A 19,565-nucleotide genomic window follows, 5' to 3' on the forward strand; every position below is an offset into this window, starting at 1 on the left:
GCGCTAGTGCAGCGCGACCACCTTGTATTTTTCCCCGACCCGGATCGGATCGCCGGGGAACAGATCATTGATGATGTAAAACAGCTCGGTGCCGCGATTGAGCCCGGCCATCTGGCGCGCCAGCGATTCACTGGTGTCGCCCGGCTTGGCCGTGACGATCCGCACCGCGACGCGTCGGATATCGGCAAGGTCGGCGGTCGTCGTGCGCCGGAAGCTCTTGAGCGTGGCTTCAGCGCCAGCCGCAAAGCGGGCACTGTCGGACTTGGCCGCAAAGATGAAGCGGTAAACCTGGCCATCAAGCCGCATCACCGACACGCGGAAGAACCACTGATCGGTTTGCGCCAGGCCCGAGGCCGTTTCGATGCCGTTGAAGCTCTGCGTGCTAACGGTTTCGCCCTTGAGCCCGGCGATCCAGCCGGACTTGAGATAATCGGCCAAGGGCATGCTGGCATTGACCTCGGCACTGTCGAAGCGCACCGCCTCGCCATCGCCGGCAACGCCCACCACCGCGCTTTGCGAGTTCTGCAGCGTATAGCCCTGCGGCACGGTGAAGGTGAACTTGCTGGCCGGATGCACGAAGCGCCGGCCGATGATCGAGCCTTGCGCCGGGCTGTCGCCGAAGGTCAGGCCCGTGATGCTGGCCAGATATTCCTCGCGCCCGACCTCGCCAATGCCGGCCTGGCCGAACATGGTGGTTGCCGTATCCATCGCCTTCTGGATGCGGGCGGGGGTCGATGGGTGGGAGGACAGGAACCCCTCGCCGGCATTTTCGCCGGCCGAGAAGCTGGCGAACCGGCTCATCACGCCCAGGAACCGCGCAGCGGCGGAGGGGTCATAGCCGGCCTTGCCGGCAAATTTGATGCCTTCGCGATCCGCTTCCAGCTCCTGGCTTTGGCCGAAAGCGGCCATGGATTCGCGCGAACGGTTGGACAATTGATCGGTCGAGCTGTCGCCGCCGAATACGCCCGTGATCACCCGGTCGACAATGGCCGTGGTGCGGGTGCGATCGGTCCGGGCGCGCGCATGGCGCAGCGTCACGTGAGCGATTTCGTGTGCGAGGACCGCAGCGAGTTCGCTGGTGTCGGACGCCAGCGCGAGAATGCCTCTGGTGACATAGATATAGCCACCCGGCAGGGCAAAGGCATTGACCTCGGCACTATCGAGAATGGTGACCTGGAACTGGGCATTGGGCTGGTTGGCCGCAGCCAGCAGCCGGCCGACAATGCGCGCCACCATGATTTCGGCGGGGCGATCGGAATACACCCCACCATAGGCGGCGATGATGCGCGGATGTTCGCGCCGGCCGATCACCACATCCTCTGGATCGGTGCCTTCGGGCACGACCAGGGGAGCGGGATTATCGCCCGTCTGGGTCACCGCAATATGGGTGCCGCTCATTGTGGTGCAGGCCGAAACCACCAGCAACGCGCTCGCGAGCAATGCGAGCCGGACCGGCCGAGCCTTACGCAGATACCCCGTCATTGTGTGGCTAAAACCTCGATCTGCTCGGGATGGGTTACTTCGATGCGTGGACCATCCCGATCATCCACCCATCCTCTGATCCGGACCAGGGCGCCTTCCAGCGCCATTGGATCAAAGCCATCTTCGGCAAACAGCCGCAATGCGGATGCCTCGATAACGGCGGTGAAGTCTTGCTTCCAAAACCGGCCGAAATTGAGATAGACCCGCCCGCCGCTGCGATCGGCCAGCAACACCCGCCCTTCCACCAGTTCATAGTGGCCGGCGCGCGCGAGCAATTCTTCAGGCCGATCTGCCGCCCGCACGCTGTAATAGGGATCGGACCAGATGCCAAGCCCGGCCGCCCGGGCCCGCCCTTCCGCGGCGAGCAATAAATCAAGGCACGCCCGGTTGTCGGGAAAGGAATATACCCGCGCCAGCCCTTGGGCGATCATCGCCTGCTGGGCCCATTGTTCTCCCTCTGGCCCCTCGACAAAGAGGTGGGCCAGGGCGCGCTCATAGCGATCCACTTCCTCCCCGCCGTAGCCCAGCCGCACGGGGCGGTTGAGCGCGAGGGTTTCGAGCGCCGCCTTGGCTTGCGGCGCCAGCGGCCAGGTGGGAAAACCCTCGCGCCCCAAGGGCAGCTTGGGCGCCTGGGTGCCGATCAGGCGCACGACGAGCCCCGAATCAAGCACCACCGTGTCGCCATCGGTGACCTGGACAACCGTGCCGCCGGGCACCATGCGCAGAGCTTCGCACGCCATCGCCGCGGCCGAAACGCTGGACAGCGCTGCAAGCGTGGCGAGCCGAACAAAGCTGGTCTTGAACACGGGGCCGACCTCGGTAAGATTCGGTTCACCATAACGGCAAAGCCTGCAACAAAACCTTACCGAGCCAGTTCACGGCCCCACGAAGCGCACCAGTGAGGCTTTAGCGCAACACCGCACGCTGCGGGTTTTCCCCTAGCTGCTCCTGAAGCGAAAAAGCACGGTCGTTTCGCGCGTTTGCACCCGCCCGCCAGGTTCTGTATAACCCCAAACCGTGTGGTCTCGTAGCTCAGCAGGATAGAGCACAGGATTCCTAATCCTGGGGTCGTGGGTTCGAATCCCGCCGGGATCACCATTTCGCCGCCCGCGCCGCTGTGCAATTTACCCGCGGCATTCACTGGCTTGATTTCGGTCAAGGCCGGCGCGGCGACAGCACCCTAGTTTCGTTCTGACTCAACGCAGTGAGGAACGCATGGACCAGGATTTCAAAGGCAAGGCCGCATTGGTGACCGGGGCAGCGTCGGGGATCGGGGCAGCCATTGCCCATGAACTTGCGGCCCGTGGCGCTTCGGTGATGGTTGCCGATCTCAATCAGGAGGGTGCCGACGATGTCGTCCTGGCCATCCGCGCTGCGGGTGGAACCGCCCAGGCTTACGCGCTGGATGTGGGCTCGGCTCTTGAAGTGGAGGCGCTGGTCGACAATGTCAAACGCAGCTTTGGCGCGCTGCATTACGCCGTCAACAATGCCGGGATCAGCGGCCCGGCGGCCCGCACCGGGGAATACCCGCTGAACGGCTGGGCGAGGGTCATCGACGTCAACCTCAACAGCGTGTTTTACGGCCTGCGCTACCAATTGCCGGCGATCCAGGCTTCGGGCGGCGGGGCGATCGTCAACATGGCATCCATTCTGGGCACGGTCGGCTTTGCCAATTCACCGGCCTATGTGGCGGCCAAGCATGGCGTGGTAGGGCTGACCAAGGCGGCCGCAGCCGAATATGCCGAGCACAATATCCGCATCAATGCGGTTGGCCCTGGGTTCATCGACACCCCGCTGATTTCGGACACGCTTGACGCGCAAACCCTGGCCGGCTTGCGCAATCTGCATCCGATCGGCCGGTTGGGCACCCCGCAGGAAGTTGCGGCGCTCACCGTGTTCCTGTTGTCCCCCGCTGCCAGCTTCATCACTGGCAGCTACCACCTCGTGGATGGCGGCTACACCGCCGTTTGATCGAGAGCGCCGGGCCGTCACTTGCCCGCCAGCTGTCCAGCTGGCGCGGATGGTCGCAACTTGACGGCCATCAAGTCGGGCCGCCGCCAGCGGGATACAACAGCCACCAAGATCCACGGGGGCCAAGCCAAGATGAAGCAGCGGACCACCTATCTGCTGTTGGCGCTGGCCCTGGTCGGGCTCCTCGCGGGCCTTTTGGTCATGTGGCAAGGGCCGGTAAACTGGGCCCACGTCATCTGGACCGCGGCAACCCTGCCCGTGCTGGGTGCCCTGCTGGTCCAGATCTGGACCTCACTGCGGCGTGGGGATGTGGGGCTCGACGTGGTGGCGGCGCTGTCCATGTCGGCAGCCCTCGTTTTCGGGGAACCGCTGGCCGGCAATGTGGTCGCCCTGATGTATGCCGGCGGGCAACTGCTGGAAAGCTACGCCCAGGGCCGTGCGCAACAGGAGATGACCGCCCTGCTGGGCCGAGTTGCCCGCACCGCCATGCGGTTCGAGGGCGAGCACCTCGTGGAAGTGCCGATCGATGAGGTCGCTCCGGGCGACCACCTGCTGATCCGGCAGGGCGAGGTGGTGCCGGTGGACGGCAGCCCGCTTGATGGCGATGCGGTGCTCGATGTCTCGGCGCTGACGGGAGAAGCCAATCCCGCCCGCGTGGCCGCCGGCGGCGAGGTGATGAGCGGCTCGACCTCGCTGGGCCCAGCCTTCACCCTTCTTGCCACTAACCTCGCACGAGACAGCACCTATGCCGGCATTGTCCGGATGGTGGAAGCGGCCCAGCGCAGCAAGCCGCCCATGGTGCGCATGGCCGATCGATATGCGATCTGGTTTCTGGTGCTGACGCTCGCAATGGCCGGCCTCGCCTGGGGCCTGAGCCACGAACCGGTGCGCGCCCTGGCCGTGCTGGTGGCGGCAACCCCCTGCCCGCTGATTCTGGCCGTGCCGGTGGCCCTGATTTCGGGCATGTCGCGCGCCGCCAGGATTGGCGTGATGATCAAGAATGGCGGCGTGTTCGAAACCATGGCACGGATCAAGGTGGTGATCCTCGACAAGACGGGCACGCTCACCTATGGCCGCGCCGCCGTGACGCAGATCACCACCATGGCGGGCCACACCGAAACCGATGTGCTCGGGCCCGCCGCCAGCCTCGAACAAGCTTCCAACCATGTTGTGGCCGAAGCGCTGATTGATGCCGCCGCCGAGCGCAAGCTGCAACTTTCCGCCCCCAGCCACGTCACGGAAACGCCGGGCACCGGCCTTGTCGGCACGGTGGAAGGGCAGCGCGTCGTGGTCGGCGCACCCGATTGGGTGCTGGCGCAAATACCGCCACCGACAGTGCCGCCAGCCCAGCTTGCCACCCCCGAAGAGGCCATGGCCGTGGCCGTCGCCATCAACGACGAGCTTGCGGGGCTCATCATCCTTGCCGATCGGCTGCGCGAGGATGCCGGCCAGGTCCTGCAGGCACTCCGTGCCGCCGGAGTGGACCGGATCGTACTGGCTTCAGGCGACCGGACTGCGGTGGCCCAGGCAGTGGGCGACCGCCTCGGGGTTGACGCTGTGCGGGGGGATCTGAAGCCGGGCGACAAGGTGGCAGCCGTGCGCTCCGAACATGGGTCAGGCTATACGATGATGGTGGGGGACGGGGTCAATGATGCCCCAGCGCTCGCCGCCGCCGATGTGGGCGTTGCCATGGGCGCGCGGGGTGCGGCCGCGTCCTCGGAAGCGGCGGGGGTCGTGGTGCTGGTGGACCAGCTTGCCCCGCTGGCCGAAGCCATCGGCATTGCCCAGCGCTCGCGGGTCATTGCCCTGCAAAGCGTTACGGTCGGGCTTAGCCTTTCGGTGCTGGCGATGACTGCCGCTGCCTTCGGCTTCTTGCCTCCTGTCCAGGGCGCGCTGATACAGGAAGCGATCGATGTTGCCGTGATCCTCAACGCCATGCGGGCGCTGCGCTGATCCGACGCATGCGCCGGACCCCACCATACCCATCAGCGTTGACGGTGATCAAGAAGGGCCAGTGAGCCGATCCTATAGTGGCAGCCAGCCCAGGAGATTCCCGATATGCCGACGCCAGGTGGCTATCCCCTTGAACCGCGGCCTCGACCCACGAAACGCCCTGGGTCCGCGAACCGTGAAACGGCACTTCCCGACCGCCCGTTCTTGCAGGAAACCAGCAAGCTCAGGCGCGCTCTCGATGCGGCCGGGGTGGCGCTTTGGTCATGGTCGCCCGAAACCGACGCTTTCATCATGGACGAACTCGGCTTCGATCTATGGGGCTTGCCGCGCCGCAGCAGGGTGACGCTGGAGGACCTTTCCTCGCGCGTCTACCCGGCCGACCTTGAAATGGTACGGGCCAATCTGCGGGCCACGCGCGCCATCAAGGGCACCTATGAGATCGATTTCCGCATCCTCGTGAACAAGCAGGTGCGCTGGGTGTCGGTCCGGGGCCTCGGGGAAGACGAGCGGCTGCATGACGGGCAGATGGTGGGGGTGTTCCTGGATGTGACCCGACGCCGGCAGGCCGAGGAAAACAACGCATTGCTGGCGGGCGAAATGAGCCATCGGGTCAAGAACCTGCTGGCCATTGCCGAGGGGCTGGTCGACCTGTCGTCGCGCTCGAGCACCAGCGTTGCCGAGATGACCGCCGAGCTCAAGGGGCGGCTGCAGGCCTTGCGCCGTGCCCATGATTTTGTCCGCTCCCTCCCCGGTCATGCGGCGGGCAGCGCTGCGCTCGAGGACCTGATCAGCGTGATCCTGGCGCCCTATGATGCTTCGGGGGATTTCAACCGGATTTATGTCGATGTGCCCCCGATGGAGATCGGCGAGCAATCGGCCACCACCCTGGCCCTGGTGATCCATGAACTGGCGACCAATTCGGTCAAATATGGCGCGCTGTCCGTGGGATCGGGCCTGCTGGTTATTTCGGGGAGCCTTACCCCCGACGAGCTATGCCTGATATGGACGGAACGCGGGGGACCCCGGGTCAAGCCGCCGACCGACCAAGGCTATGGGGGCAAGCTGCTCAACCGCAGCGTCACGGGCCAGCTGGGCGGCTCGATCCAGACCGACTGGTCCGACGAGGGGATCGTCGTCACCCTTTGGGCCAACACCCACCAACTGGCAGTTTGACGCCAGCTGTCCCTTCGGACCCTGGCCGGGCAGGCGACTGCAGGAGTGGGGTTTGGCTGCTTGCCCGATTGGGGCAGCGATGGGGCCTGTCAGCCCCATCTGCTTGCCGGGCGCTCAAAGCCCGGGGCGGAGCGCGCGGGCGGTGACAGCCACATTGCCTTCGGGGCGGGAGGTATGGCCGGGGACGATCACGCCCATTTCGTCGAGCTCGCGCAGCACGAACTCGGGGAGCGAGCTGCAGGAGCAGGCGGCCTCGTGCCTCAGGTGCCAGCCCAGCAATGCCGAGCGCGGAAACAGCGGGCGCGGGTTGTCACGGTGCCATCTTGTGTTGAGCATGGTGCCCTCCAAACCAGGGCCAGGCATTCAACCTGGAGAGTTGTGTCGGTGGTGGTCCCTGATGGCGACGGGCCGACCGGGAACGAACAAAGCGTTTCCCCATCCAAGTCGCATCAGCGGGTCAGGGCGCGGGATCGCTTGCCCCAGCGCTATTGCGGCTATTGGCTTCCAGCTCACCGTCGCGCCGGGAGGCTCCTTCGGGGTGCAAGGGCAGATCAGCCGCGTCCGAGCCTGAGCCCGGATCGAGCGGGGCCGCATTGGCTTTGCCCGCGCCTGTCAAGGGTGCCGCAGAGCGCAAGGCGCTTTGCCGGAACCGAACCCTCGCCGGCACCGCCCGGAAGGAGCGCGTGCGCCGGAAGGGGAGCGTTGTCGCCTGGTGCCGGCAGCTGCCGGGCGCGGGATTGTTCATCAAACCCGCCGATTTCAACCGCAGTCCATCGAGGAACGCTCTGACCTTGCCCGCGAACTGGGCAATGATCGGCGTGGGAGCCGGATCGGGCACACCGCCCCATGATCGTGCGGCCTCGTGCAGCGCCACGCTGGTCTGGGCGGTGTCACCACGCAGTTCGAACTCGAAATCATCGATGATGGGCTGGGTACCAATGCTGTCTTTCACTTGTTTCTCCTTTCCGATCGGGCGCCTTGCGCGTCACCTTGGAGACTAAGAGCTCCGAACTCAGAGGCCTTGACGGGGGTCAAATCTGCTTCATGCCCGCAGATGGCCTCGAGCGTGGCCCGGTCCAAAATCTCGATGGAATGAATGTCGGGGACGCGGATCAGGCCCTGGTCGCGGAACCGGCGCAGGATGCGCGACACGGTTTCAAAACTGACCCCGAGATAGTCGGCAATATCGTTGCGGGCCATGGGCAACTCGATGCGCGAGCCTGCGCCCTGGCGGGCGGCGAGATCGCACAGAAAGGCCGCCAACCGCTCATCGACAATGGTTTTGCCCAGCACCAGCAGATGCTCCTGGAAGCGTGTCAGGCTTTGCACCACCAGCGGAAAAAGCTTGGCTGCCGCCTCGGCATCACGGTTGGGCCGCAACACGCGGATGCCGGTGACCCCGACCGCTTCGGCAAAGAAGCGATGCTCGCGCCCGCACTCCCAGCCAAACACATCGCCGCCAAAGGAAAAGCCGCAAACCTGCCGCTTGCCTTCGGGCGTGAGGCGGCCGATGCGCACACATCCGAACTCAACTGCATAGATCGGGCCGGCAAGTTCTCCCTGGCCATAAATCTCGGATCCAGCCCCATAGGTGGACAGCGCATCCTGGGCCGTTTCCGCCAAGTACATTGCCGGGCCTGACATGGCAGGGGCCGGCTGTAGCAGCATGGTCTGGAAGGTCATGCAGTTCTCCCCGTATCCTGGTTGATCCCTGTCGATGCACCTGATTTCCAACAGTGCCGATGCGAGGTCGCTGGTCGGACATTCCCGCCAGCTATGGGCCTCGCCCGCTTCAAGGAGGGTAGGGAATTGGGCGACGGGCTCGTTGATGGAAATCAAGCACCGGGTTTTATCGGAGATCAAAAAAGCCGGCGGCATCCCCCGGCACCAACAGCGCCGCAACCAAAGGGACCGCCTGTTGCACCCGAAAAAGGCGAGGCCATAGGCGATGGGGGGAAGGAGGAAACACCGGCGTTTTTCGCTCGCCGGTGCTCAGGCACGGGCGTTATCGCGACATCAGCACCGGCACATCACATTTGCTGAGCAGCGCCCGGGTGACGCCGCCGAGCACGCGTTCGCGCAGGCGCGAGCGGCCATAAGCGCCCGCCACCACGAGATCGGCGCCGGATAGCCGCGCTTCGCTCAGCAAGGCCTCGGCGGCGGAACGCCATCCGGCCAGTTCCTTGATTTCGCCATGGATATCGTGGCGGCTGAGATAGCGCGCGATATCGGCGCCCGACGAGGTCTGGGCCTGCTCTTCGGGCTCATCGGTGACCACCGCCAGCACAACTTGCTGGGCCTTTTTCAGGATCGGCAAGGCGTCCTTGATCGCCCGCGCCGCTTCGCGCTGGTTCTTCCAGGCTACCAGCACGTTTTCGAGCTGGAACGATGCCGGTTTCTGGGGCGGCAGGAACAATGCAGGCCCGCCCGAGCCGAACAGCACCCCCTCCTCGTCGCGATAGTTCTTGTCGGGATCACCATATGGACGGGTGCCAATAAAGAGATCCGAGGCCCGCGCTTCGGCCGCGAGCCCCTCCCCCACGGTGTCGGTGACCCCCGAAACGATGCGCAAATCGTTGGGCACAACCATCAGTGCAAAGCGGGCGGCGAGCACCTCCCGGCGCTGTCGCGTCAACGCAGCCGCTTCGTCCATCAAGGTCGGGAGCACATCGGCATAAATGAGGCCAGGCGAGGCGACCAGTTCGGGCTCAAGATGCACCAGCAGCCCCGTCAGATGGGCATCAAACACCCCAGCCAGGGTTTCGGCATAATCGAGGCGCACCCGATCTTCATCTGAGCCGGTGAGGTGAACGACAATATCCTTGATCATGGCGGGCGCTCACTTGCCTTGGGGGTTGGGTTTGTGCTGCGGGGCGGGCTGCAGGGTACCGAGCGCCAGAAAGAAAAAAGAATAGCGCGACGGCCAGCGGAGCGGGCCAGGGGCTTGGTTGGGGTTTAACATGGCGGCTCCTTTTGTTCCCGCGAGCTTCCCACCTCCAGCCCGCCGCGCTTTGACGGAGGTCAAAACCGGCAACAAGCGCACGCCCACCGCTCGGCCCACGGAATGCCCGTCTCTTGATTCCCGTCAACGCAGCTCGGGCAAGGGGGCGTATCCTCCTTGCACGAGGTAAGCAGGACAGGGCGGATGAAGCCGATCTGGATCGCCGTTGCCATCATTTTGCTGGTCTTCGCCGCGATGGGCGCCGCGATCTACCAGACCAGCCCCTGCCAGCGCATGCTGGGCTTTTCGGCGGCAGCATGGCGCGGCCAGATCGTGGTTTGCTCGAGCGTGTCCGAAACCCGGATCGCCGCCCTTCGCGGGAGCGGTTTGGAGCCTGCCGGAGGCTCACTTCCCTACCGGCAGGCGGCCGGCTGATCCTGCGCGTTAGGAGTCGGGAATGTGCTCGAAAAGCCCGGTTGACGGGCGCTCCGGACGCCCAATCGCACCGTTCCTTGACTTTGGTCACCGCGCCATTTGGTCCGCGATTGTAGCCTTGCTGGCATCCTGAGGGATGCAATCGGAAAGGACCAGACCATGACCATGACTGATAAAACGCCTGCGACCACCAACGGCAATGGCCGGATGCCAGCTTCCACGGGCGAGCATCGGCAGATTGACGCGCTTCGCGACCGCATCGAGGAGTTTTTTTATGCCCTGACCCCAGGTTTTCCAACCTCGCTCAGCAGCAGGATGCGCGGCTTCCTCCCCGATGCCGAGTTGCGGCAAACCGATTCCGGTCTGATGCTGTCGCTCGAACTACCCGGGATGAGCGACGAGGACGTCAAGATCACGGTTCAGGATCGCACCGTGACGGTCAGCGGGGAAAAGCGGGAAACCACCGAGTCCCAGGAGGGCTCGGTTTATCGCAGCGAGCGCAGCTATGGCTCGTTCAACCGCACCTTTACAGCACCCTTCGCTGTTGATCCCGAGAGCGTCAACGCCAAGTTCGAGAAAGGCGTGCTGACGCTGACCATTCCCAAGCCGGCGGGATATTCCGATACCCCCAAGGAAATTCCCATCCACCATTGACCATGAGATAAGGCCCACCGTGGGGGCGGGCACCTGCGCAGTTTATCGGGTTGGCGGCGTCCCCCGCCAACCCCCGAGCGGCCGAGGTTATCGGCAGTCTCAGCCCTTTCGGCCCTCGCCGGCCCCAGCAGGCACCGGGTCGCCTTGCTCGGGCCATTGCCCAGCATCATTGCTCGCGAGGAGCTCGAAATGAGTGATCAATCCACAGAGCACAAACGCTATGGCGCCTATGTCCTGCTTGCCCGCAGTGCAATCATGCTGGCAGCCGGGATTTATGGCCTCAATGACCCCGAAGCGGCCCTTCGGCTTCTCGTGGTGATTTCCGCGATGCTGCTGGTGGCGGACGGCATGCTTGGGCTGCTGGCCGACATTTTCCGCACCCCCACCATCAACCTGCAATTCAACGATGTCGTGCGCAACGTCCTCGAGATCCTGGCCGGCATCCTGATCTTCAGCAGCCAATATGTCAGCCCGGAAGTGACGCCCAAATTCATCATCACCGTGGTGGGTCTTCTCGGCATTTGCGCTGGGCTGGTGGAACTCTACATCGTTTACAAATATCGCAGCACAGTGGATCGGTTCTGGCCATCGGTGTTCACGGCGCTGGCTCATCTTGGCGTCGGGATCGTGCTGCTGGCGATGCCATCGCAAAGCGCTCTTCAACTGATCAACATCGTTTCCATCCTGCTGATCGTTTATGCCTGCGCCCTGCTGGCGGTCGCCTGGTATATGCTGCGCTCACGCCAGCCCGCAGCGCCGCGCCAGGCTCCGGCCCCCCGACAATAAGCGGCGGGCTAGAAACGCTTTTGGGGGGCGAAGCCCCCCTTTTTTTCGGATACTGATCGGGATGGTGGTCCTGGCCCCTGTGGCCTGAACCCTCGCGCCAGGGGCGAGCTGAGCCTTAGCTGGTCGCCCCAATGGTCCGGTGCGCCATCGCGGGGGCAGTGCCGATCCGCCTTTCATTGGCGAGCCGCGCCCGCTCGCGCGCTGGCGACAGCACCCCCGCGCGCGCGGTGTAGCGCTCGAAGGTCATCGAAAGCACCGCTTCCAGGGTGAAATAATAGCGCAGCATGCGGAAGGCGATATAGGCGGGCAGCTGCAGCAAGTCGCCAGGGCGAAGATTGACGAGAATGGCGATAACTGCGTTGAGCAATGGGGCGCCCATCAGAATGGCCAGCAGCGAGGTGGCGCTGGCCGTGCTTCTGGGATCGGCATGAAGCAGCAGGAAGTTGATCGCGAAAAACAGCAGCGGCCAGCCCATGGCGCGCCGCCCCGTATTCATCAGCATGAAGGGCAGCACGATCTTGCCACGCACCGAGGGGGTAAAACCTGCCAGCAATTGGCGGTTCCGGGCCGCCACATGATAAAGCGAGCGATACCAGCGCTGCCGCTGTTCGCGCAGATGCGCAAAGCTGCGTGGCACCTCGGAGATGAACCGCAGCTGTGGATCAACGATCAGCCGATACCCGGCTTCCCCGATCCGCAGCGCGGCGTCGGTATCCTCGCCGTTCAAGCCATTGGCGAACCCGCCAACCTCCCGCACAACCGCGGTGCGGTAGCAGGCGAACATACCGGGAATGCCGATGATCACGTCCGCAGCGCCGAAGGCGACCTGATCATAGCCCGACTTGAGCAACACCTCGATCTGGCGCGGCCCATCAAAGGCTCCGCCACCTGGCGGCATGGGCATGCCACCGACACAGCCGACATAGGGATGGGCGAAGTGCGCGAGACAATCCGCCAGCAGCTGCGGATGGAGCAGCGTATCGGCATCGAGGCGGGCAAAGAACTCGGTTTGCACCGCCGCAAGGCCCCGGTTCAAGGCACGCGACTTGCCCGGCGTGGGCTCACGCAGCAACTGCCCCGTCACATGCTCGCAGCGCGCAAAGGCTGCCTCGGCCGCCGCCGGCGTATCGTCGCTGGAGTTGTTGTCCACAACGATCAGCGTCACGGCGCCGGCATAATTGCCTGCCGCAATATCGGCCGCCGCGATGGCGGCGGCGATGTTGTGGCTTTCGTTATGGGCCGGAATGAGCAGGGTTATGTCGGGGGCAAAATTCTTGCGGCCCCGGAACAGGTTCTGAAACGCAGCCAGGATGTTGAGAAGAAAGAAAATCAGCGGCACGAACATGAACAGGCCGACGGCGACGCCCCCCAGCAGCGACATCTCGCGCAGCCGGTAAACAATGGGCAGATCAAGCCGCATCACCCAGACGGACACCGCCGCCGAAATCACGATGGTGCTGGCAAGGGTCAGCAGAGAGCCCAGCTTGAACCGCAAGTTGAGCGGAGCATCGTCGCGCTCGGGCATATCGGCGCAGGACAGCATGGTGAGCGAAAAGATGTAAAAGCCCGCGAGACCGGTGATGATGCTGATCGCCTGCAGGGGCAGGCTCGCGCCGGTCAGCGCCAACAACACGCCATTGCAAAGATCGAGCGTGGCACAGAACAGGGCAAAAGGCAGCACCAGCTCCAAGCCAAACAGCAGCCGCGCCCAGCCTGGCGCCTGGATCGTGGTGGCGAAGGCCAGATAGAAGCTCAACACGAAGATGCGCAGCGGCACGGCATAATTGCCGTCATATTGCGAGAAATAAAGGTCGCCGTCCGGGAATATCGCCCGGAGTGCCGGTTGCCGTTCGACCAGGATCAGCAGCACGAACGAGATCAGCGTAGCCAGCGCCAGCACCTGTGGGGCACTGGTGCTGGCTACGGGGCGGGAAAGCAGCGGCGGCGCCGAATCATGGGATCTGTATTGATCCGGCTGCAGCCGATGCTGGAGTGCCTGGCGTTGGGGTGTTTCTACCATGATACAAACAGCGCACCGGGTTGAACAGGATCGGCAGTCCCGCGGTCGCGCCACTCGTCCAAGGGCCAGACGGCAACGCCATCAGGGTCCTGGCCTTCATGGGCAACAACAAGAAAGCCCTGGGAAGCATCGTTGTCGCGCAGCGCCTGGAGCGCGGGCTCGTCCAGCATCTGGATGCTGACCGGCTTTTCCTCGAGGAACGAGGCCGGCACATCGAGGGGCAGGATCAGGTCAAGCAGGCGCTGGGTCTGCAATGTCGCGCCCTGGTCGGCGCTGGCGGGACCGGCAACAAAGACTCCGCCCGAGCCGGCCAGCGCGGACACGAGGACCTGCTTGGCCCCTTCGGGGGTCTGGACGGGATCGAGATAGCTTTCGGGCAGCAATTGCGCGGCAGCTTCGGGCCCGGCCCGGCAGATGCCCTGGTTGGGGGAATTGTCTACCAGGACGATCGCCAGCTGGTTGGACAGGAACTGGGACTGGGCGGGCAATGGCACATCGAGGGTGATGGCGCCATCGGTGCCGGGATGATTGGCGGCATGAACGAGATTGCCATTGAGCAGCACCCGCAGCGACCACTGGTTTGGCTCGACGAGTTGACTCGTCTTGAGCGCTAGATGGAGGCGTGCTGGCGCGAGCCCATCGGGCAGGTCGGCGAGCTTGTAATCGAGCAGCCAGCGGCTCGAGCCGCGGAAGGTATGCGCCGCCAGATCGGGGGTAAGCGCATTGATGGGCAGCGGCCATTGGGCCTCGTAACTGGCGGGCAATGTAGCCCCCTTGATCCGTGCGACCATGTCGAGGGCCTCCGTTCCGGCAAGCGTGATTTGACCGGCGTCGTTCATGCTCAGGGGCTCGGCGGCCTCGGCCACGAGCGAAAAAGATCCGTTCTGGTCCAGGGGGCGCGCTTGGGCCGGAACACCCTGGCGCGACAACCACTGCGTGGCCCAGGCCTGCATCGCCGGCTGGTCGGGCGCCCACAATCCGATCGGCTCGGAGGCGAGCGCGATCCTGGTTTCCACATCGCTGCGGGGCGCATCGAGCTGCAGGGCCAGCCCACTGCTTTCGAGCACCGCGATGGCAGCACCCAGATTGGCGGCATTGGTGGGACAGATCTGGCCCCAATTGGTGGTGCCATTGGCATCGAGGGTGACGAGGATTTCTCCCGCCGCCAAATCTGCCGGCAGCAAGGGATAAGTCAGCTGCAGCGTGGTCGTGCCGCGCATGAGCACAATGGCATCGCGTTCGGTGCCGTTGACGAGGACGGTCAATAATCCATCGCCCTGCTCGACCAGCTCGCTTTGCAGATCCAGCTGCACCTGGCCCTCAACAATGTTGACGCCTTCGGGCAAGGGGAAACGCAGGGTAGTCTGGGCGGGGAAACCCGCCAGACCCATCCAGACGCCGGGCTGTGCCCGAGGAATGCGCACGACTGCCTCGCCCGCGGTCAAGCGGGCCGGAGCTGCCTGTTGTCGACCGGTAGCGGCTGGAGCCGCTTCGGCTTGCGCCGCCGCCGCAGGGGCCGCCGCTTGGCCCTGGGCTGGGGGAGCCCCGGCCGGCGGGCTGTCAGCCTGCGCAAGTTGGATGGGTGCTGCCTCGCCTCCTTCCGAGAAGCCGAGGCGCTCGGTGAGATTGGCGGCAAAGCCGGGGTCGCTGAACAACACGGACAGTGTCGTTACCCCAAAGATGATCACGGCGAACATGACGAGGCGGAGGGCATCACGCATGGCTCAAACTCACTCTTTCACAAGGCCGGGGCGATGGTTTCGGGTCCACAAGGAGCGGGCCGCCACCATTTTGGGGTTGTAGCGCGACTTGAAGCGCTCCACGATTTCCATGGTTTCGCCGAACAGCTGTTCACGCAGCAGGATCGGATCGAGCCCTAAAGATCGGAAAGCCGCATTGGACATGAGCAGATCGTTTTCGGCGTCTTCATTGCGGGGATTGTCGACATAGGCGATGCGCGCGCCGGTCATGGCGGCGATCATCTCGGCCAGGTCCCGCACCCGTTTGGTTTCGGCGACCTGGTTGAAGATCTTGACCCGATCGCCGGGCTGGGGCGGATTGTCGATGGCGAGCTGGACGCAGCGCACCGTGTCCTGGATGTTGATAAAGGCGCGCGTCTGCCCTCCGGTGCCATGCACGGTCAGGGCATGGCCCACCACGGCCTGCATCAGGAAGCGATTGAGCACCGTGCCGTAATCGCCATCATAATCGAAGCGGTTCACGAGCCCGTCGTGCTGGCGGGTTTCCTCGGTCTGCGTGCCCCAAACAATGCCCTGGTGCAGATCGGTGATCGGCAGGCGATCATTGTGGGCGTAGTATTGGAAGATCAGCTGATCCATCGACTTGGTCAGGTGGTAGACCGAGCCGGGACTGGTGGGGAACAGGATCGAGCGCTTCACAAAATCATTGTCGTGGGCCTTGATCAGGACATCGAGATAGCCTTCGGGGATTTCGACCCCGGCGCTGGCATAACCATAAACGCCGGTCGTCCCCAGATGGACGACGTGAATAGACTTGGCAAGATCAACAATGGCCGCCAGCAAGTTGTGCGTGCCACCAATATTGTTCTCCATCGTATAGCGCTTGTGACTTGAATTGGTCATCGAGTAAGGGGCGGAGCGTTGTTCAGCAAAGTGGACGACGGTATCGGGCGCAAATATCTCGATGGCGTCGCGCAGGCTGTGGAAGTCGCGGGCGACGTCGATAAAGAAGTAGTCGATCTGCTGGCCCGATATATCCCGCCAGATGTCGAGCCGCTCCCGAATGGAGGTGATCGGGCTAAGGCTGCCCGCGCCCATTTCGTCATCGATGTGGCGGCGCGACAGATTGTCGATGATGCCAACCCGGTAGCCGCGGGCCGAAAGGTGCAAGGCTGTGGGCCAGCCGCAAAAGCCGTCCCCGCCAAGAACGAGTACCGATCGCATTTTCAACTCCGCACTGGGACATGCATCCGGGAGGACGCTCCTGATAGCGGGGGATCATAGGGGGCACATCGAACAGCTTATTGACATTGGTCAAGATTGCGGAATTGTTCCGGTACAAAGAAGACAATCCGGAACAATAAAGTTAGAGACTTATTCCACTATTTGCTCGCGTGTATTTCAGACTGTCACACAATCTAAATTGCCACGATCGCAGTTCTTCTATGAATCAAAATCCAAGTACTATGGCAACGGAACTAAATATTGCCTCGACGTATTTTGATTTTTGTCAGGACGGCGGTGAAGCTTCTTCAGTTCACGTACCGGCGGACACACTTGATTTTCAAGGAGATGGCAAGGTGAGTGACCTAATAGCGATATCGTTTGACGACGTGAATGAAGCCGACCGCGTGCTCCACGAACTCAATCAACTCCAAAAGGAGTACCTGATTGATCTCGACGATGCCGTGGTGGTGATCCGCCGCCACGACGGCAAGATCAATCTCAAGCAGAGTTACAATGTGGCCGGCGCGGGCGCCGCCTATGGTGGGCTTTCGGGCATCGCCTGGGGCACCCTTGTCGGCCTGTTGTTTCTCAATCCGCTCGCCGGCCTGGCCATAGGCGGACTGCTTGGCGCTGCCACTGGCGCCATTTCGGGGTCGCTCGTCGATTATGGGCTGGATGACACCTTTGTCCGCTCCGTGGCGGAAAAGCTCACGCCCGGCACCTCGGCCTTGTTCATCCTCGTGCGCAAGGCGCAACCGGAAAAGGTTATCGCCGAGCTGTCCAAGTTCAATGGCACGATCCTGAAAAGCTCGCTTTCGCCCGACCAGGAGAAAAAGCTGCACGAGGCAATCATGCGCGCTCGCCAGCAAGACAATCCGGTCGCAGCCTAAGGAGCCATGCCATGCATCTTGCTGCCCCAGACTGACGACCCTCCCGATCAGCAGCGCAATGAACCCTTAGGAGCCAGGCATGAGCCAACATGTTAAGACCTCCAGTGCCGAGGCACCTATCTCCATCTACAGCAATGGCATGAAGATCTACCGGCAAGGGGACCCTTCGGGGTCCCTGTACTCGGTACAGTTCGGGTGCGTCCTCCTGGCCCGCGTGACCTATGGCGGCAATCGCCAGGTCGGCGGGTTCTTTTTTCCCAACGAAGTGTTTGGCTGGGAAAGCGAAAGCGAACACTGTTTCTCCGCTGAATCGGCAGGAACCACCGGTATTCGGGTGTTCGGGCCCACCAAGGACCCCAATGCCGCCGAATGGCGCCACAAGCAACTCCTGCCCAGCCTCACCCGCCTGCGCGAACAATTGTTGATCGTTTCGCTGGGAACGGCCGATGCGCGGCTCGCGGCGTTCTTTTGCGACCTCGTCGAGCGCAACGGCAACAATCTCCTGGCGCTTCCCATGCACCGGCTCGACATCGCCGCTTATCTTGGCATCAGCCCCGAAACGGTTTCGCGGGTCCTGCGGCGGTTCAAGGATGCCGGGATCGTCAGCGTGCCCAGCACCCACTACATCAAAGTGCTGAACCTGCCCGCACTCCAGCAGATTCAGTGATCGGATAGCTCCCGCCCCCTCCCCGCTGGGGGAGGGCGGGCCAGAGCGCCTCAGTGCACCACCAGGCCCTTGGGACACAACCGTCTAAGCAGGCACGGCGCTAGCGGGCCATCAGCACCGGAATATCGGCATGGGTCAGCACATAGCGGGTGGCCCCGCCCAGCACCCAGTCCATGAATTTGGAATGGCCACAGCCGCCCATCACCAGCAGATTGGCCCCGGTGCGCCCGACCTCGTCCAGCAAGGCTTCCCCAGAACCTTCGGTATCGGTGTCGAGCGTCCTGACCTCGGCCGAGATGCCGTGGCGCCGCAGATGGCGGGCAAGATCACCAGCGGACAGGGCGTCCTCATCCTGGCGCAGTGACACGATGATGACCTGGCTGGCTTGCTCAAGAAAGGGCATGGCTTCGGTAATGGCGCGCACCGCCTCGCGGCTGCCATCCCAGGCGACCGTCACCCTATTGAAGCCATTGGTGTGCCGGCCATTCTGGGGCACGAACAAGCACGCCCGTCCCGAGCCGAACAACACGGACACTTCCATGTTCACGTCCTCAGCCGGATCCTCTTCGGGCCGGGCTGCCACAAAAAGGTCGGCGACGCGGGCGCGCGCAGCCATGGCCTGCCCCGCAGCGCCCGACGACACATCGAGCCGGCGCACATCATGGGGGATGCCCAAATCGTCGAACCGGGTTTTGAGCTTTTTGAAGCTTTCATCGGCGCGCGCAGCGGACTGCTCGAACCAGGGTTCCATCCCGGCCATCACGATGGGGTCGAGATCGGAGGTTTCGGGCAGGATATGCACGTAAAGCCCCGTCAGATGGGCATCGAAGCGGTTGCCAATGGATTCGGCTACCCCCAGGCGCGCTTGGTCCTGGTCTGAACCGGTGAGATGAACCACGATGTTCTTGATCATTTTGCAGCCCTTTTCGCCTTAGGATTGATGCGCATCGAGCGCCCCGGCCAGGGGGCGCAATTGCTTTTCCAGCACAACCACTGTGGGATCGCCCGGGCAGGCCCGGGAGGTGAAACCCATCTCCTTTTCGAGACTGATGGCCGACAGATTGGAGCGGTCCTCGATCGACTCGAGCCGCCCAACGCCCCTGGCCTGGGCAAAGCGGCTCACATAGCCCAGCAGCTCCCAGCTCACGCCGCGGCTCTTGAAGTCCTGCCGGATGGAGATGGCGACTTCCCCCACCGCCATGGCGGGATCGCAGGCCAGCATGGCCGTCGCGATCACTGCGTCCGTCTCGGGGTCGATGGCCACGAAATTTTCAGTGCGCTGATGGTCGACCTCGGTCATGGCCCGGAGGCGATCCTGACCCACCTTCTTGACCGTGCTGAGGAACCGGAAGCGCAGATCCTCGGGCGAGACATGCCCGAAGAATTCCTGCAGCGCCGCCGCGTCATCCCCCCGAACAGGCCGGACATGAAAGGTAAAGCCGGTGCGGGTGGTGAGGTCGGTCTCCCATTGAGCCATGGCGGTGGCGCTCCTGCTCGCGCCGACCGGCTTTGCGCCGGGCGGTGGCCCGCACCATGCCCCATTCCCGCAGCAAGGTTTTGACGCTTATCAATTCCCGCGCGTCCTGGCGGGCCGGTTTGCCGAGCGAATGCGCGTGGGGTTTACGACCTCGTTAAGCCCATGCGGGCAAAACCGGGAACATCGCGC

19 protein-coding genes and 1 tRNA gene are annotated in these 19,565 nt (G+C 63.6%); 9 read left to right on the top strand and 11 right to left on the bottom strand.

The features are described from left to right. Positions 1-3: 3 nt before the first annotated feature. Together HRU92_RS12575 and HRU92_RS12580 are read right to left on the bottom strand one after the other, a co-directional pair. Positions 4-1,482 (bottom strand): M48 family metalloprotease, encoded by a 1,479-nt coding sequence (locus HRU92_RS12575; protein WP_173088266.1) that lies wholly within the window; start codon positions 1,480-1,482, stop codon positions 4-6. Continuing rightward, positions 1,479-2,288 (bottom strand): thermonuclease family protein, encoded by an 810-nt coding sequence (locus HRU92_RS12580; protein WP_349236752.1) that lies wholly within the window; start codon positions 2,286-2,288, stop codon positions 1,479-1,481. The genes HRU92_RS12575 and HRU92_RS12580 overlap by 4 nt, the downstream gene beginning before the upstream one ends. A gap of 215 nt (positions 2,289-2,503) precedes the next feature. Between HRU92_RS12580 and HRU92_RS12585 the strand changes: the two genes are divergently transcribed. From HRU92_RS12585 to HRU92_RS12600, 4 genes are all read left to right on the top strand, one after another. Next, positions 2,504-2,580 (top strand) — tRNA-Arg (locus HRU92_RS12585). A gap of 117 nt (positions 2,581-2,697) precedes the next feature. Beyond that, a complete protein-coding gene (locus HRU92_RS12590) occupies positions 2,698-3,453 on the top strand; it encodes an SDR family oxidoreductase (RefSeq protein WP_172125669.1) in 756 nt (251 codons plus the stop codon). Positions 3,454-3,585: 132 nt separating this feature from the next. Further along, positions 3,586-5,406, top strand: a complete 1,821-nt coding sequence (locus HRU92_RS12595; RefSeq protein ID WP_172125667.1) for a heavy metal translocating P-type ATPase — start codon at positions 3,586-3,588, stop codon at positions 5,404-5,406. A 204-nt stretch (positions 5,407-5,610) separates the two neighbouring features. Then, positions 5,611-6,579, top strand: a complete 969-nt coding sequence (locus tag HRU92_RS12600) for a sensor histidine kinase (protein WP_248307136.1) — start codon at positions 5,611-5,613, stop codon at positions 6,577-6,579. Positions 6,580-6,693: 114 nt separating this feature from the next. On the opposite strand, the gene HRU92_RS12605 is transcribed toward HRU92_RS12600, so the two are convergent. The 4 genes from HRU92_RS12605 to HRU92_RS12620 all read right to left on the bottom strand — a co-directional run bounded on the left by HRU92_RS12605 (position 6,694) and on the right by HRU92_RS12620 (position 9,409). Continuing rightward, entirely contained in the window at positions 6,694-6,915 is a 222-nt protein-coding gene (locus HRU92_RS12605; RefSeq protein WP_127754605.1) for a hypothetical protein, read from the bottom strand. A 121-nt stretch (positions 6,916-7,036) separates the two neighbouring features. Beyond that, complete coding sequence (locus tag HRU92_RS12610; protein WP_172125663.1) at positions 7,037-7,531, bottom strand: hypothetical protein; 495 nt, start codon at positions 7,529-7,531, stop codon at positions 7,037-7,039. Further along, positions 7,528-8,262: a helix-turn-helix domain-containing protein gene (locus tag HRU92_RS12615; protein WP_127754607.1), complete on the bottom strand. Its 735-nt coding sequence runs from the start codon at positions 8,260-8,262 to the stop codon at positions 7,528-7,530. Before HRU92_RS12615 ends, HRU92_RS12610 begins: the two co-directional genes overlap by 4 nt. Before the next feature lie 322 nt (positions 8,263-8,584). Further along, positions 8,585-9,409 carry a universal stress protein gene (locus HRU92_RS12620; RefSeq protein ID WP_173088268.1) on the bottom strand — a complete coding sequence of 275 codons (825 nt, stop codon included), beginning with the start codon at positions 9,407-9,409 and terminating at the stop codon, positions 8,585-8,587. A gap of 315 nt (positions 9,410-9,724) precedes the next feature. On the opposite strand from HRU92_RS12620, the gene HRU92_RS12625 reads away from it, so the two are divergent. From HRU92_RS12625 to HRU92_RS12635, 3 genes are all read left to right on the top strand, one after another. Continuing rightward, the gene (locus HRU92_RS12625) at positions 9,725-9,955 is read left to right on the top strand and encodes a hypothetical protein (protein ID WP_172125661.1); all 231 of its coding nucleotides are present in this window, start codon (positions 9,725-9,727) and stop codon (positions 9,953-9,955) included. A 159-nt stretch (positions 9,956-10,114) separates the two neighbouring features. After that, positions 10,115-10,609: an Hsp20/alpha crystallin family protein gene (locus HRU92_RS12630; protein ID WP_173088270.1), complete on the top strand. Its 495-nt coding sequence runs from the start codon at positions 10,115-10,117 to the stop codon at positions 10,607-10,609. 189 nt (positions 10,610-10,798) lie between these two features. After that, positions 10,799-11,395 carry a DUF308 domain-containing protein gene (locus HRU92_RS12635; protein WP_172125659.1) on the top strand — a complete coding sequence of 199 codons (597 nt, stop codon included), beginning with the start codon at positions 10,799-10,801 and terminating at the stop codon, positions 11,393-11,395. Between the two features lie 115 nt (positions 11,396-11,510). Here the strand turns inward: HRU92_RS12635 and HRU92_RS12640 are convergent, their stop codons facing one another. From HRU92_RS12640 to HRU92_RS12650, 3 genes are read right to left on the bottom strand one after another with little or no spacing between them, the layout of a single operon-like run. After that, positions 11,511-13,415 (bottom strand): glycosyltransferase family 2 protein, encoded by a 1,905-nt coding sequence (locus tag HRU92_RS12640; RefSeq protein WP_172125657.1) that lies wholly within the window; start codon positions 13,413-13,415, stop codon positions 11,511-11,513. Then, positions 13,409-15,136, bottom strand: a complete 1,728-nt coding sequence (locus HRU92_RS12645) for a cellulose biosynthesis cyclic di-GMP-binding regulatory protein BcsB (RefSeq protein WP_172125655.1) — start codon at positions 15,134-15,136, stop codon at positions 13,409-13,411. Before HRU92_RS12645 ends, HRU92_RS12640 begins: the two co-directional genes overlap by 7 nt. Positions 15,137-15,145: 9 nt before the next feature. After that, positions 15,146-16,339: an NAD-dependent epimerase/dehydratase family protein gene (locus HRU92_RS12650; RefSeq protein WP_172125653.1), complete on the bottom strand. Its 1,194-nt coding sequence runs from the start codon at positions 16,337-16,339 to the stop codon at positions 15,146-15,148. A 356-nt stretch (positions 16,340-16,695) separates the two neighbouring features. On the opposite strand from HRU92_RS12650, the gene HRU92_RS12655 reads away from it, so the two are divergent. Beyond that, entirely contained in the window at positions 16,696-17,232 is a 537-nt protein-coding gene (locus tag HRU92_RS12655) for a DUF1269 domain-containing protein (protein WP_172125741.1), read from the top strand. A 79-nt stretch (positions 17,233-17,311) separates the two neighbouring features. Then, complete coding sequence (locus tag HRU92_RS12660) at positions 17,312-17,899, top strand: helix-turn-helix domain-containing protein (RefSeq protein ID WP_127754616.1); 588 nt, start codon at positions 17,312-17,314, stop codon at positions 17,897-17,899. Positions 17,900-17,999: 100 nt separating this feature from the next. On the opposite strand, the gene HRU92_RS12665 is transcribed toward HRU92_RS12660, so the two are convergent. Beyond that, positions 18,000-18,812: a universal stress protein gene (locus HRU92_RS12665; RefSeq protein WP_173088272.1), complete on the bottom strand. Its 813-nt coding sequence runs from the start codon at positions 18,810-18,812 to the stop codon at positions 18,000-18,002. A gap of 18 nt (positions 18,813-18,830) precedes the next feature. Next, complete coding sequence (locus tag HRU92_RS12670) at positions 18,831-19,376, bottom strand: GNAT family N-acetyltransferase (RefSeq protein ID WP_127754618.1); 546 nt, start codon at positions 19,374-19,376, stop codon at positions 18,831-18,833. Positions 19,377-19,565: the final 189 nt, after the last annotated feature.

It is taken from the genome of Devosia sp. 1635 (assembly GCF_013185955.1).
Classification (GTDB): domain Bacteria; phylum Pseudomonadota; class Alphaproteobacteria; order Rhizobiales; family Devosiaceae; genus Devosia.